General features: G+C 67.0%; 12 protein-coding genes and 2 tRNA genes. 8 read left to right on the top strand and 6 right to left on the bottom strand.

Translation table 11 applies throughout. From position 1 onward, the window contains the following. The first annotated feature begins 4 nt into the window (after nucleotides 1–4). A complete protein-coding gene (locus HOP52_RS14840; protein ID WP_238978176.1) occupies nucleotides 5–472 on the top strand; it encodes a GAF domain-containing protein in 468 nt (155 codons plus the stop codon). A gap of 89 nt (nucleotides 473–561) precedes the next feature. On the opposite strand, the gene HOP52_RS14835 is transcribed toward HOP52_RS14840, so the two are convergent. Both HOP52_RS14835 and HOP52_RS14830 read right to left on the bottom strand, forming a co-directional pair. After that, nucleotides 562–638, bottom strand: a tRNA-Val gene (locus tag HOP52_RS14835). A 26-nt stretch (nucleotides 639–664) separates the two neighbouring features. Next, nucleotides 665–741, bottom strand: a tRNA-Val gene (locus HOP52_RS14830). 302 nt (nucleotides 742–1,043) lie between these two features. On the opposite strand from HOP52_RS14830, the gene HOP52_RS14825 reads away from it, so the two are divergent. Together HOP52_RS14825 and glpD are read left to right on the top strand one after the other, a co-directional pair. Then, on the top strand, nucleotides 1,044–1,802 hold the full coding sequence (locus HOP52_RS14825; protein WP_238978175.1) for a DeoR/GlpR family transcriptional regulator: 759 nt from the start codon (nucleotides 1,044–1,046) through the stop codon (nucleotides 1,800–1,802). A gap of 150 nt (nucleotides 1,803–1,952) precedes the next feature. Next, on the top strand, nucleotides 1,953–3,458 hold the full coding sequence (gene glpD, locus HOP52_RS14820; RefSeq protein WP_238978174.1) for a glycerol-3-phosphate dehydrogenase: 1,506 nt from the start codon (nucleotides 1,953–1,955) through the stop codon (nucleotides 3,456–3,458). Nucleotides 3,459–3,480: 22 nt separating this feature from the next. On the opposite strand, the gene HOP52_RS14815 is transcribed toward glpD, so the two are convergent. Then, entirely contained in the window at nucleotides 3,481–4,860 is a 1,380-nt protein-coding gene (locus tag HOP52_RS14815) for a class II fumarate hydratase (RefSeq protein WP_238978173.1), read from the bottom strand. 289 nt (nucleotides 4,861–5,149) lie between these two features. Between HOP52_RS14815 and HOP52_RS14810 the strand changes: the two genes are divergently transcribed. The 3 genes from HOP52_RS14810 to ehuB all read left to right on the top strand — a co-directional run bounded on the left by HOP52_RS14810 (nucleotide 5,150) and on the right by ehuB (nucleotide 7,206). Then, nucleotides 5,150–5,530 carry a phasin family protein gene (locus tag HOP52_RS14810; protein WP_238978172.1) on the top strand — a complete coding sequence of 127 codons (381 nt, stop codon included), beginning with the start codon at nucleotides 5,150–5,152 and terminating at the stop codon, nucleotides 5,528–5,530. A gap of 158 nt (nucleotides 5,531–5,688) precedes the next feature. Then, on the top strand, nucleotides 5,689–6,243 hold the full coding sequence (locus HOP52_RS14805) for a hypothetical protein (RefSeq protein WP_238978171.1): 555 nt from the start codon (nucleotides 5,689–5,691) through the stop codon (nucleotides 6,241–6,243). A gap of 102 nt (nucleotides 6,244–6,345) precedes the next feature. Continuing rightward, nucleotides 6,346–7,206, top strand: coding sequence for an ectoine/hydroxyectoine ABC transporter substrate-binding protein EhuB (gene ehuB, locus HOP52_RS14800; RefSeq protein WP_238978170.1), 861 nt, complete (start codon nucleotides 6,346–6,348; stop codon nucleotides 7,204–7,206). 30 nt (nucleotides 7,207–7,236) lie between these two features. On the opposite strand, the gene hda is transcribed toward ehuB, so the two are convergent. Together hda and HOP52_RS14790 are read right to left on the bottom strand one after the other, a co-directional pair. Continuing rightward, nucleotides 7,237–7,938, bottom strand: a complete 702-nt coding sequence (gene hda, locus HOP52_RS14795) for a DnaA regulatory inactivator Hda (RefSeq protein ID WP_238978169.1) — start codon at nucleotides 7,936–7,938, stop codon at nucleotides 7,237–7,239. Then, on the bottom strand, nucleotides 7,935–9,011 hold the full coding sequence (locus HOP52_RS14790) for an AI-2E family transporter (protein WP_238978168.1): 1,077 nt from the start codon (nucleotides 9,009–9,011) through the stop codon (nucleotides 7,935–7,937). The genes hda and HOP52_RS14790 overlap by 4 nt, the downstream gene beginning before the upstream one ends. A 157-nt stretch (nucleotides 9,012–9,168) precedes the next feature. Here HOP52_RS14790 and purM point away from each other — a divergent pair, with 157 nt between their 5' ends. Then, a complete protein-coding gene (purM, locus tag HOP52_RS14785) occupies nucleotides 9,169–10,245 on the top strand; it encodes a phosphoribosylformylglycinamidine cyclo-ligase (protein ID WP_238978167.1) in 1,077 nt (358 codons plus the stop codon). After that, complete coding sequence (gene purN, locus HOP52_RS14780) at nucleotides 10,242–10,973, top strand: phosphoribosylglycinamide formyltransferase (RefSeq protein WP_238978166.1); 732 nt, start codon at nucleotides 10,242–10,244, stop codon at nucleotides 10,971–10,973. Before purM ends, purN begins: the two co-directional genes overlap by 4 nt. Nucleotides 10,974–11,145: 172 nt before the next feature. On the opposite strand, the gene dcd is transcribed toward purN, so the two are convergent. Continuing rightward, nucleotides 11,146–11,712, bottom strand: coding sequence for a dCTP deaminase (dcd, locus tag HOP52_RS14775; RefSeq protein WP_238978165.1), 567 nt, complete (start codon nucleotides 11,710–11,712; stop codon nucleotides 11,146–11,148). Nucleotides 11,713–11,944: the final 232 nt, after the last annotated feature.

Genomic DNA, 11,944 nt, shown 5'->3' with positions numbered 1-11,944 from the left:
CACCATGACACCGAACTACGCGCTGCTCGCCCGCCAGCTCGAGGCCCTGCTCGACAGCCGCGACTGGCTGACCAACAGCGCCCAGACCTGCGCCTTCGTGATGCAGGAGATCCCCGACCTGAACTGGGCGGGCTTCTACCTGCAGCGCGAACCCGAGCTGCTGTCGCTCGGCCCCTTCCAGGGCAAGCCCGCCTGCCATCCGATCCCCTTCAGCAAGGGAGTGTGCGGCGCGGCCGCACGCAGCCGGCAGACTCAGCGCATCGACGACGTCCACGCCGTCGCCGACCATATCGCCTGCGATGCCGACTCCCGCGCCGAACTGGTGGTCCCGATCGTGGCCGACGGGCGGCTGTGGGGCGTGCTGGACCTGGACAGCCCGCGAAAGGGCCGCTTCAGCGCCGCGGACCAGACGGGCATCGAAGCGCTGGTTGCGGTCTTCGTGGCCGGCACGGACCTCTCGGGCACGCCCTGAAACCCGCCACGGACCGGCCGCCCGACCGGGCCGGTGGCGCCAACGCAAAACGCCCCCGCGGCCAGGAGCAGCGGGGGCGTCTCGGAATCTGGTAGGACCAGGCGGATTTGAACCGCCGACCTCCACGATGTCAACGTGGCGCTCTAACCAACTGAGCTATGGTCCTGAAGGGATCGATGCGAGCAGAGAGGCTGGTAGGACCAGGCGGATTTGAACCGCCGACCTCCACGATGTCAACGTGGCGCTCTAACCAACTGAGCTATGGTCCTGCTGTGCGCTTCTTACCCTGCAGCTTGCCAGGAAGGAAACTCGGTTCCCGACCAAGCCGGCTCGCTGCGGCAACGGATGCGTATTCTACCCATTCGCCGGACGAATGCAAGCCCGATATAACATCTTGTGGATCAGGCAGTTGCCTGCCGGTTCACGGCAACGCCGCAGCGCCTCGCGGCACCCACGAATGTGATGTTCGCTTCTGCGCACCCTGTCACGACATTGATAGCCTTTCGACATTCGCATGCCTGCCGAGGGCAGCGACGATAGCCTACAATGGGGCGATCTACAGGGAGCCGCCATGAATCAGCAACTACGTCAGGATGCCATCGTCGACCTGGTTCGCCGCCAGGGCTATGCCAGCATCGAACAGCTTACCGAACATTTTGCCGTCACCCCCCAGACGATTCGCCGCGACCTCAACGCCCTTGCCGGCGAGGGGCTGATCCGGCGCGTCCACGGCGGCGCCGGTCTCGAATCCAGCACCGTCAACACCGCCTACAGCACCCGCAAGAACCTGAACCTGGAGGCCAAGCGTCGCATCGCCGCCCTGCTCTCCGCGCAGATTCCCGATCATTCCTCCCTGTTCATCAACATCGGCACCAGCAACGAGGTGGTGGCAGAGGCCCTGCTGGAGCACGAAGGGCTTGAGGTGATCACCAACAACCTCAACGTGGCCGCAATCCTCCAGCACAAGGAGGACTTCAACGTGATCATCGCCGGCGGCCAGGTGCGCTCTCGGGACGGCGGCATCATCGGCGAGGCCACCATCGACTTCATCAATCAGTTCAAGGTGGACTACGGCATCATCGGCATCAGCGGGATCGACGAGGACGGCTCGCTGCTCGAGTTCGACTATCAGGAAGTGCGCGTGGCCCAGGCCATCATCCGCAACTCACGCCAGGTGTTCCTGGCCGCCGACCACTCCAAGTTCCATCGCAACCCGGTGGTGCGCCAGGGCAACATTGCCCAGCTGAACGCCCTGTTCACCGACCGCGAGCCCCCCGAGGCCATCGCCCGACTGCTGCGGGCCCACGACGTCGCCCTGCATATCGCCTGATCCCGCACCCACCGGCTCGGCCACATTGCCCGCAGCGGCGGGCACCTCAGTGATGGCGCTTGATGTTCGATTCCGATTGTTCTATTTTCGATTTCAAACATCCCATGATCGACATGGGTCACGCGCACCCCAGTCGACCGGAGCCTCACCATGGCCGATCCCCCTCCCGACCTGCTCGACCTCTTCGTCATCGGCGGCGGCATCAACGGCACCGGCATCGCCAACGATGCGGCCGGGCGCGGCCTCAGCGTGGCCCTGTGCGAGCAGGCCGACCTGGCGAGCGCCACCTCATCGGCGAGCAGCAAGCTGATTCACGGGGGGCTGCGCTACCTGGAGCACCGGGAGTTCCGCCTGGTAGGCGAAGCCTTGCGGGAGCGGGAGCGCCTGCTCGACAAGGCGCCCCATATCATCTGGCCGCTGCGCTTCATCCTGCCGCACCGCGCCGACCTGCGTCCGGCCTGGATGGTTCGTGCCGGGCTATTCCTTTACGATCATCTGGGACGACGCAGGCGCCTGCCCGGCTCGCGGAGCCTGCGTTTCGGCCCCGATGCGCCGCTCAAGCCCGACATCGTGCGCGGTTTCGAATATTCCGACTGCTGGGTGGACGATGCCCGCCTGGTGCTGCTCAATGCCCTTCAGGCGCGCCAACAGGGTGCCGAGGTCCTGGTCCGCACGCGCTGCATTGCCGCCCGTGAAGAGCAGGGCCACTGGTGCCTCGAACTCGAGGACACCCAGCGCGGCGTGCGCTTCCAGCGACGCGCCAGGGCGCTGGTCAACGCCGCCGGCCCCTGGGTGGAGCGCATCGTGCGCGAGCAGGCCGGGCGCGACTCACGCTATGCGATTCGCATGATCCAGGGCAGCCACCTGGTGGTCCCCCGCCTCAACGCCGACGAGCGCGCCTATATCCTGCAGAACAGCGACCGCCGCATCGTCTTCGTGCTGCCCTACGAGGAGGATTTCAGCCTGGTGGGCACCACCGACCGGCGCTACTCCGGCGACCCGGCGCGCGCCACCGCCAGCGACGCCGAGGTGGATTACCTGCTCGGGGTCGTCAACCAGCACTTCCGCCGCCAGCTGAGCCGCGACGATATCGTCACCACCTTTTCTGGCGTCAGGCCGCTATGCGACGACGAGTCGTCGGAGCCTGCGGCGATGACCCGCGACTACACCCTCGACCTGGACTGCCACGGCGCCCCGCTGCTCTCGGTATTCGGCGGCAAGCTCACCACCTACCGCAAGCTGGCCGAGGCCGCCCTGGGGCGGCTGGCCCCCTACCTGCCCGCCATGGGCCCCGCCTGGACGGCCAAGGCGCGGCTGCCGGGCGGCGATATCGGCAGCCAGGCGGCCTTCACCGCCCGCCTGCTGGCCGACTACCCCTGGCTCGGCGCCGCGCGGGCGCGCCGCTTCGCCCGCAGCTACGGCACCCTGTGCCTGCACTTCCTGGGGGATAGCGGGCAAGACGCGGATCTCGGCGAGGACTTCGGCGCCGGGCTGAGCGCCGCCGAGGTCGACTATCTGATCGACCAGGAGTGGGCGGTGAGCGCCGACGACATCCTGTGGCGTCGCACCAAGCTGGGACTGCGACTGGACGCCCAGCAAAGCGAGCGCCTCTCGCACTACATGGCGGCGCGGCGCCGGGCGCTGGCGGCCGCCTGAGAGGCCCGGCCTGGCTGGCCGGCTACTCCGGAATCCCGCCGTGGGTCAGCCGGGCGGGGTCGAGCAGGCGCTCCAGCTCCTCGCGGCTCAGCTCGGTCTGCTCCTCGGCCACCTCGATGATCGGGCGCCCGGCCTGGTAAGCCTGCTTGGCGATCGCCGCCGCAGCGTCATAGCCGATCACCCCGTTCAGGGCGGTGACCAGGATGGGGTTGCGCGCCAGCGGAGCCGAGAGGTTGTCCTCACGGACCCGGAAACCGGCGATCGCCCGGTCGGCCAGCAGCTGGGCGGTATTGCTCATCAGGGTGATCGAGGTCAGCAGGTTGTGGGCGATCAGCGGCAGCATGACGTTGAGCTGGAAGTTGCCGCTCTGGCCGGCCACCGTGACCGCCGCATCCAGGCCGATGACCTGGGCCGCCGCCTGGGCCGCCGATTCGGGGATCACCGGATTGACCTTGCCCGGCATGATGGAGCTGCCCGGCTGCAGCGCCTCCAGCTCGATCTCACCCAGCCCCGCCAGCGGCCCGGAATTCATCCAGCGCAGATCGTTGGCGATCTTCATCACCACGCAGGCCAGGCCGCGCAGCTGGCCGGAGAGCTCCACGGCGGCGTCCTGGGAGGCCAGGCTGGCGAAGAAGCTGTCGTTGGGCGACAGCGAAAGCCCGGTCTGCTCGCCCAGCTCCCGGGCCATACGCGCGGCGAACTCGGGATGGGCGTTGATACCGGTGCCGACCGCGGTGCCGCCCTGGGCGAGCCGCGTCAGGCGCAGCATGGCCCCATCGAGGCGCTCCACGGCCTGCCCCACCTGGCTCGACCAGCCGCCGAGCTCCTGGCTGAGCCGCAGCGGCATGGCATCCATCAGGTGGGTCCGGCCGGTCTTGACCACCCCGTCCAGCTCATCGGCGCGGGCATCGATGGTGTCGCGCAGGTGCAGCAGCGCCGGGCGCAGCCGCGCGGTGACCTCCAGCGCCGCCGAGAGGTGGATGGCGGTGGGGATCACGTCGTTGCTCGACTGCCCCATGTTGACATGATCGTTGGGCCCCACCGCCACGCCGTCGGCGCTGGCCAGGTGGGCGATCACCTCGTTGACGTTCATATTGCTCGAGGTCCCCGAACCGGTCTGGAACACGTCCACGGGAAACTGGTCATCGTGGCGGCCCTCGATGATCGCCTGGGCCGCGGCGACGATGGCCTCGGCCCGCTCGGCGTCGAGCAGCCCCAGGTCGTGATTGACCCGCGCCGCGGCCAGCTTGATCCGCGCGATGGCGTGGATAAAGGCCACGGGCATGGACTGACCGGATACCGGGAAGTTGTTCACGGCGCGCTGGGTCTGGGCGCCATAGAGGGCACCCTTGGGGACCCTGAGCTCCCCCATGCTGTCGCGCTCGATGCGATGCTCGCTCATGGTGACCTCCTTGGTCGGTATCGATGACTTACCTTACCTTGGTTGCGCCACGCGCCCCATGCAAGCATGGTTCACACCGCTCGTTCTACATAGCGACTATTACCGGCCTGCCGCCTGCTGCCAACGGCGGCAGGGCCGGACCCAGACGGGCGCCTCCCCTCTCTTCTCCGTGCAGCTTCGGGCTAATGGCAAAACTATGTTGCACCGCAAAATTCACTTTGATATTGTGCACTGCATCAGAGCGGGGTCTCCCGCTCGACGTCACCCAATGAGCCCCGGAGGTTTCATCATGATCAGCCAGTTCAACATCGATCCCAAGCAGTTCGACACCAAGCAGTTCGAGTCGATCTTCTTCGCTCCGGCCCGCGCCTATGCCGCCCTGAGCGTCGACTTCACCGAGAAGCTGGTCAATGCCCAGCTCGACGCCACCAAGGCCTACACCGACACTGGCCTGGCTCAGGTGCGCAACCTGCTCAACGTCAAGGATGCCGAAGGCCTGCGCAGCTACCTGGAAGGCCAGCAGAACGTCGCCAAGGAGCTAACCGAGCGCCTGAAGGGCGACGCCGAGAAGGTCGTCTCCCTGCAGCAGGACTTCGTCCAGCAGAGCCAGAAGCTGGCCGAGTCCAACGTCAAGCAGGCGCAGGAAGCGGCCACCAAGACCGCCAAGTAAGCCCGCTGGCCGGCCACTCGCCGGCATCGCAGGCCCAACGCAAGAAACCCGCCGGTCGGCGGGTTTCTTGCGTTGGGCCGGCCACTCGGCCTGTTGCGGGTCCTGGCGGATCGTATATGCTGCGATTGCACGGGGCCCAAACACGAGGACGCGATACCATGAAAGCCTGGATACCGGTGGCCTTGCTTGGCCTGGCCCTCACGGGCTGTCAGATGATGGAGCCCCGCCCTGTCCTGCCTCCCGAGCGCATCGAAGTCATCGATATCGGCACCCAGCCGGCGCCGGAGATCGAGCGGGATGCCCCCACCGCGCCCTCCCCCGGTCGGGTCGCCCGACAGGTCAGCTTTCCCGAGGCGGAGTATGCGGCGCTGCCCAGAACCGGCAACGCCACGGTAAGCGGCCGCCTGGCCCTGAACGGCGTGGCCGCCGCCGGCGAAACCGTCTCGGTGGCCCCGGTCACCACCTATTCCGCCGAGGCCGCGGAAAACGCCCTGGCCGGGCGCGCCGTGGAGCCGGCGGACCCCCGGGCCCGGGAATATACCCACACCACCCGCACCGACGGCAACGGCAACTTCACCCTGAACGGCCTGCCCCCCGGCGAATTCTATGTCTCGGGCAGCATGGTCGACCCGGCAAGCGGTCAGCGACAGATCATCATCCGCCAGGTCACCCTGAGCAACGGCCGGTCGCTGCAGGTCAACCTCACCCGCTGAGGCCCCGGCTGGCGGTCCACCGGCGTGTCGCCTATGTTGTGGCCAAAGGCCCGGGCCCAAGCGCCACCGGGCCATGCAACCCGACACACCGGAGGGGCGGAGATGAGTCACGTCAACAGTGCCGGCTGGCCGATACGGCTGGCCATCGGGACGCTTATGATCGGCCTGGTGCCGGCAAGCGCCGCCAGCCTGGACGAGATACGCGAGAACGGCATCCGGATCGCCGTGGCCAACGAAGTGCCCTACGGCTACCTGGACAGTGACGGTGAGCCTCGCGGTGCCGGTCCGGAGGTGGCCCTGCACCTCATGGAGGCAATCGGCGTCGATGACATCGAGTGGATCGTCACCGATTTCAGCGACCTCATCCCGGGCCTGCGCGAAGGGCGCTTCGACATGGCTGCCGCCGAAATGGCCATCCTGCCCCACCGCTGCGAGCTGATCCTCTACTCCGAACCCAACACCACCTACGGTGAGGGGCTGCTGGTGCGGGCCGGCAACCCCCTCGAACTGCAGGCCTATGAGGACTTCGCCAAGCGCAACGACTTTCGGGTCGCGGTCATGGCGGGCGCCGATCAAGCCGATACCCTGAAGGCGCTCGGCGTGGCGGAGGAGAAAATCGTCACCATCGAGCGCAACGAGCAGGCCATCGACGCCATCCTTAACGGCGCTGCCGACGCCTATGCGGCCACCGGCCTGACGGTGACCGCCCTGGACCAGCAGAGCCAGGAGGTGGAGGCGGCCATGGATTTCATCGACCCGATCCTCGACGGCGAGGAGGTGCGCAGCTGGGGCGGCTTCGCCTTCGGCCCCGAATCCGAAGCGCTTCGCGATGCGGTCAACGAGGCACTTCTGGCCTTCAAGCCAACCCGCGCCTGGGAACAGACCCTGGTGGACAACGGCTTCGCCCAGGAAGACGTGCTCAACTCCTTCAAGTACCGCACCGAACAGCTGTGTCAGCGCTGAGCACGAGGCACGGCGGCTCCCCAGCTCGCCCTACCAGCCCAGCGCCTGCTTGACGAAGGGGATGGTCAGCTTGCGCTGGGCGGACAGCGAGGCGCGGTCCAGGGTCTCGAGCGCCTCGCACAGCGCACCGAGCCCACGCGGGCCCCGGTGCAGGATATAGCGGGCCACCTCGTCGGGCAGCTGCATGCCGCGCACCCGGGCACGCAGCTGCAGTGCCTGAAGCCGCTGCGCGTCGTCGAGCCCCTGAAGATGGAAAGTCACTCCCCAGGTCAGGCGCGAGGCCAGGTCGGGTAGCTTCACCGGCAGCTGGCGGGGCGAGGTATCGGCCGCCATGATCAGCCGCCTGCCGGCATCGCGGAGCCGGTTGAAGGCGTGGAAGAGGCCCTCCTCCCAGCGTCGCCGCCCCACCACCACGTCGACATCGTCGATGGCCACCAGGTCGAGCCGCTCCGCTTCCTCGAGCATCAGCGGCGGAAAGTGCCCCAGCTCGTTGAGCGGCAGGTAAAGGGCGCGCAGGTCGCGGTCGGAAGCCGCGTGACAGGCCGCCTGCAGCAGGTGCGTGCGACCGGTACCCGACGCCCCCCATAGATACACAAAGGGCTCCCCCGCTGCGTCGAGCTGGTGAGTCAGCCGGTCCACGAGACCGGCATTGCTCCCCGGCAGGAAGCTGGCGAAAGTGGCATCATCGCGCAGCCCCACTCCCAACGGCAGCTGCGCCGGTGCACGGCTCATGGAGAATCCTCGTCGTGTCTTTTGCGTAGGCCGGCATCGTACAAGCTGCTGCGCTTGTAGCGGTCCTTGAGTTCCCGCAAGAGTACCATGATCACGGCCGCCGCCGGCAGCGCCAGCAGCACCCCGGTGAAGCCAAACAGGTTGCCTCCGGCCAGCACGGCGAAGATGACGGCCACCGGATGCAGCCCGATTCGGTTGCCCAGCAGCTTGGGCTGCAACAGGGTGCTTTCGATGATCTGGCCGACGGTGAACACCACGACGACTCCGAGCAGCGCCAGCCAGCTGCCAAACTGGAAAAACGCCACGATCAGCGCCACGCTGATGCCGACGATAAACCCGAGGAAGGGCACGATACTCGCCAGCCCCGAGATGATGCCAATCAGCAGGCCAAAGCGCACCCCCATCAGGGTCAGGCCGATGGCATAGATGGCACCGAGCGTCAGCATTACCAGCAGCTGGCCGCGCAGGAAGGCCGACAGCACCTCGTTGCAGCGCTCCACCACGCGCACCGCGTCCGGCTCCCACTGGCGCGGCAGCATGTTGCGCAGGTTGGCGATGAAGCGCTCCCAGTCGAGCAGCAGGTAGAAAGTGACCACCGGAATCAGCGCCACGTAGGTGACCCAGGTGATCAGCGCCATGCCCGAACGCCCCACCTGCCCCAGGAACTGGGCCAGATAGCCGCCGGCATCCTGCCAGTGCTCGGACAGGGTCTCGCGGAGATTGTCCAGATCAGCCGCCACGTCCAGCCCCGTCCAGGCCTGGATCTGCGGGGCCAGCACGTTTTCGACCCACTCGAAGATACCCGGCACCACCAGCGCGAACTGACGCACCTGCTGCGCCGCCAGGGGGATCAGCACCAGCAGCGACAGCACCAGCAGCAGAATCATCACCAGAAACACCGCGCACACCGCCAGCGGGCGCGACAGGCCCAGGCGCTGCAGGCGGTTGGCCAAGGGGTCGGCCAGGTAGGCGAGAATCATGCCGGCAATGAACGGCATCAGCATGGCTTCCAGCTGAAACAGCAGCCAGACCAGCACCACGGCCCCGATCAGAACCCACCACTCTCTGCGCATCGCTTGCTCCTCTCCTTGACCTCGTCACGGCGATGCGGGCCGTGCGCCGTGATGCTACAATTCCGCCCCGATCTTCCCCACCGACCGTCGGCCGGCAGGCGGCGAGCCGCGCCCGTGCCGATGTTGCATCGACAGCGATTCACACACAGGACAGGCCATGACCGACTCCACTTCCGCCCAGCCGCCCAAGGCTTCGCTCAACTACAAGGATGCCGGCGTCGACATCGATGCCGGCAATGCCCTGGTCGATCGTATCAAGGGCGTCGCCAAGCGCACCGCGCGTCCGGAAGTGATGGGCGGTCTCGGCGGGTTCGGCGCCCTGTGCCAGCTGCCCAGCGGCTATCGCGAGCCGGTCCTGGTATCCGGCACCGACGGCGTCGGCACCAAGCTGCGCCTGGCCATGGATCTCGGCAAGCACGACACCATCGGCATCGACCTGGTGGCCATGTGCGTCAACGACCTGGTGGTGGCCGGCGCCGAGCCGCTGCTGTTCCTCGACTACTATGCCACGGGCAAGCTCGATGTGGACATCGCCGCCGACGTGGTCACCGGTATCGGCGAGGGCTGCGAGCAGGCGGGCTGCGCCTTGGTCGGCGGCGAGACCGCCGAGATGCCGGGCATGTACGAGGGCAGCGACTACGATCTGGCCGGCTTCTGCGTGGGCGTGGTGGAGAAATCCGAGATCCTCGACGGCAGCAAGGTGGCCGAGGGCGACGTGCTGCTGGGCATCGCCTCCTCCGGCCCCCACTCCAACGGCTACTCGCTGATCCGCAAGATTCTCGAGGTCAGCGGCGCCTCGCTGGATACCGCCCTGGACGGCCGGGCGCTGGGCGATGCCCTGCTCGCCCCCACCCGCATCTACGTCAAGCCGCTGCTGTCGCTGATCAAGGAGAGCGGCGTCGAGGTGCATGCGCTGTCGCATATCACCGGCGGCGGCCTGCTGGAGAACATCCCCCGGGTGCTGCCCGACACCCTCGGCGCGCGCATCGACGTGGCCAGTTGGACCCGGCCGGCGGTGTTCGACTGGCTCCAGGCACAGGGCAACGTCGACGAACACGAGATGCATCGCGTGCTCAACTGCGGCATCGGCATGGTGGTGGTGGTGGCCGCCGAGCAGGCCGACCAGGCCCGCGCCCATCTCCAGGCCCAGGGCGAAACGGTCCACCGTATCGGCGAGATCGTGGCGCGGCAGGCCGACGAGGAGCCGGTCCGGCTGGAGAACCTCAAGCCATGACCGACACCGACTATCAGAGCGACACCCTGCGCGATATCACCCCGGAACCCAGCGAGGTGCGTCGGGTGGTGGTGCTCATCTCGGGCAGCGGCAGCAACCTCCAGGCGCTGATCGACGAACAGACCCATGATCGACTGGGTGGCGAGATCGTCGCGGTGATCTCCAACGAGCCGGAAGCTTACGGCCTGCAGCGTGCCCGGGACGCGGGCATCGACGCCGTGGTCCTGCCCCATCGCGAGTACGAGAGCCGAGACGCCTACGACGGCGCCCTGATCAAGGTGATCGAACGCCATGAGCCGGACCTGATCGTGCTGGCCGGTTTCATGCGGATTCTCACGCCGCGCTTCGTGCAGCGCTACTTCGGGCGGATGCTCAATATCCACCCCTCGCTGCTGCCCGCCTACCAGGGGCTCAATACCCATGCCCGGGCGCTGGCCGACGGCGTGGCCGAGCACGGCTGCAGCGTGCACTTCGTCACCGAGGAGCTCGACGGGGGCCCGGTGGTGGTGCAGGCCGAAGTGGCCGTCGCTGCCGACGAAACCGAGGAGAGCCTCAAGGCGAAGGTGCACGCCCGCGAGCACCTGATCTATCCCATCGCGGTGAAGTGGTTCCTTGAGGGGCGCCTGAAGCTCGAGGCCGAAGGCGCCACCTTCGACGGCATGCCGCTACCGCCCCACGGCCTGCGCATGTCCCACGCCGACGCGGCGGAGGAGCTGGACGAGGAGTAGGTTCGAGGTTCGGGGTTCGAGGTTCGAGGTTCGAGGTTCGAGGTTCGAGGTTCGAGGTTCGAGGTTCGAGGTTCGAGGTTCGAGGTTCGAGGTTCGAGGCAGTATTGATCGAAGGAATAAGGAGCGAGTCGAGGGTTCCCTTGTACCTCGCTCCTCGTACCTGATAGCTACCTTACGTGCGAGGCAAGGTGACGCCCCGCTGCCCCATATACTTGCCGCCGCGATCCTTGTAGGAGGTCTGACACACCTCGTCGGACTCCAGGAACAGCATCTGCGCCACGCCTTCGTTGGCGTAGATCTTGGCCGGGAGGTTGGTGGTGTTGGAGAACTCCAGGGTCACGTGGCCTTCCCACTCCGGCTCCAGCGGCGTCACGTTGACGATGATGCCGCAACGCGCATAGGTGGACTTGCCCAGGCAGATGGTCAGCACGCTGCGCGGGATGCGGAAGTACTCCACGGTGCGCGCCAGGGCGAAGGAGTTGGGCGGGATGATGCAGACATCGCCCTTGATGTCGACGAAGCTCTTTTCGTCGAAGGCCTTGGGGTCGACCACCGCCGAGTGGATGTTGGTGAACACCTTGAACTCGTCGGCGCAGCGCACATCGTAGCCGTAGCTGGAGGTCCCGTAGGAGATCACCCGACGGTCGTTCACATAGCGCACCTGGTCGTGCTCGAAGGGCTCGATCATGCCTTCCCGCTCGGCCATGCGGCGGATCCAGTTGTCGGACTTGATGCTCATCGGGACATCCTGCTGGGTTGAAAACGAAGGGTAAGAACCAAAAAACCGGGGCCGCTATCATAGCGGCCCCGGCGGCGAGCGTCATCCGCCCAAGGGTATTCGATAACAACACGGGGCTGACCCGGGGGCAGGCCTGCGAGGAGGCGCTGTAAACCCCTCCTTGGGCGCTACCGACGCCCTGCTTCGCTCTCGCGTCCCGCTCCGCTCGCAGGGCCGGTGCTGGCCATCCATG

Origin of the sequence: Billgrantia campisalis (assembly GCF_022341425.1) — a bacterium.
Lineage (GTDB): Bacteria > Pseudomonadota > Gammaproteobacteria > Pseudomonadales > Halomonadaceae > Halomonas > Halomonas campisalis.
Note: the sequence above shows the minus strand (reverse complement) of the source record. Positions and strands in the feature narration are given on the sequence as shown.